General features: G+C 68.6%; 3 protein-coding genes. All 3 read left to right on the forward strand.

Going from position 1 to position 1,323, the window contains the following annotated elements; translation table 11 throughout:
• Positions 1-222, forward strand: a 222-nt coding sequence (locus ACFP9U_RS25090; RefSeq protein WP_378625605.1) for an amidohydrolase family protein, incomplete at its 5' end; no start/stop codon positions are given.
• Between the two features lie 119 nt (positions 223-341).
• Positions 342-956 (forward strand): glycerol-3-phosphate 1-O-acyltransferase PlsY, encoded by a 615-nt coding sequence (plsY, locus tag ACFP9U_RS25095; protein ID WP_378625607.1) that lies wholly within the window; start codon positions 342-344, stop codon positions 954-956.
• Positions 953-1,323: DNA-processing protein DprA (locus tag ACFP9U_RS25100; RefSeq protein WP_378625608.1), on the forward strand; the 371-nt coding region annotated here is incomplete at its 3' end. The genes plsY and ACFP9U_RS25100, both read left to right, overlap by 4 nt.

Below are 1,323 nucleotides of genomic sequence, written 5' to 3' on the forward strand. Positions count from 1 at the left end.
GAGGCGCTGTCGACGGCGCCGGCCCGGCTCTTCGGGCTGCCCGGCGGCACGTTGAAGCCGGGCACCCCGGCCGACCTCGCCGTCATCGACATCGACGCGCCCTGGCTGGTGCGCGAGGCCGATATCCGCTCCCGTTCCAAGAACACCGCCTTCGAGGGCGCGCGCATGCAGGGTCGGGTCTTGCACACGATGGTTGCAGGCCGCACTGTATATTCGACCTGATGTTTAAACAGGAAATGGATTTCGCGCGCGCAGCGGCGGACGTAAACTGAGCCCGGACAGGCGGTGAACGCGTCCGCGGCTTTCCGCGGACGAAGGACGAGGGGCACGGAGGAGAAGACATGCCGGATCCGACACACTGGCAGGCAGCGTTGCCCGCCCTGCTTGCGGCGGTGATCGCCGGCTACCTGCTCGGCTCCATTCCCTTCGGCGTTCTGATCACCCGGCTGGCCGGGTTGGGTGATGTGCGCAACATCGGATCCGGCAATATCGGCGCCACGAATGTTCTGCGCACCGGGCGCAAGGGGCTTGCCGCGCTCACACTTCTGCTCGACGCGCTGAAGGGCACCGCTGCCGTGCTCCTGGCGGGCGCCTTTGGCGGCGAATATGCGCTTCTTGCAGGCTTCGGCGCCTTTTTCGGCCATCTCTTCCCCGTCTGGATCGGTTTCAAGGGCGGCAAAGGGGTGGCGACCTACCTCGGCATCCTCATCGCCGTCGCCTGGCAGGGCGCGCTGGTCTTCGCCGTCGCGTGGCTCGGCACGGCCTTTGCCACGCGCTACTCCTCGCTGGCGGCGCTGGTGGCGGCGGTCTGCGTGCCGGTGGCGCTGTTTTTCATGGGGCTGGTGCAGCCGGCCCAACTCTTCACCGTGCTCAGTCTCCTGGTTTTTCTGAAGCACCGCAGCAATATCGCCCGGTTGGCGCAGGGGCGCGAATCCCGCATCGGGGCGAAGGGGTGAGCACCGGCACGGGACGCCGGCTCGACGACCGGCAGCGCCGGGCCTGGCTGCGCCTCATCCGCACGGAGAACGTCGGCCCGGTCAGCTTCCGTGATCTCATCAACCGGTTCGGCTCGGCCGAAGCAGCCCTTGAAGCGCTTCCCGAACTTGCCCGCAGAGGCGGTGCGCGGCGGATCCGGATCCCGTCGCCGGACGAGATCGACGCCGAACTGGAAGCGGCCGAGCGCATGGGCGCCTGGTTCGTGGCGATCGGCGAGCCGCACTATCCCGCGCTCCTGGCACGGGCGGACCATCCCCCGCCCCTACTCGCGGTCAAGGGCCGAGCCGAACTCCTGAGCGAGCCGGCGGTAGCCATGGTGGGCGCCCG

The sequence above is a fragment of the Nitratireductor sp. GCM10026969 genome, from assembly GCF_042660605.1.
Taxonomy (GTDB): Bacteria; Pseudomonadota; Alphaproteobacteria; order Rhizobiales; family Rhizobiaceae; genus Chelativorans.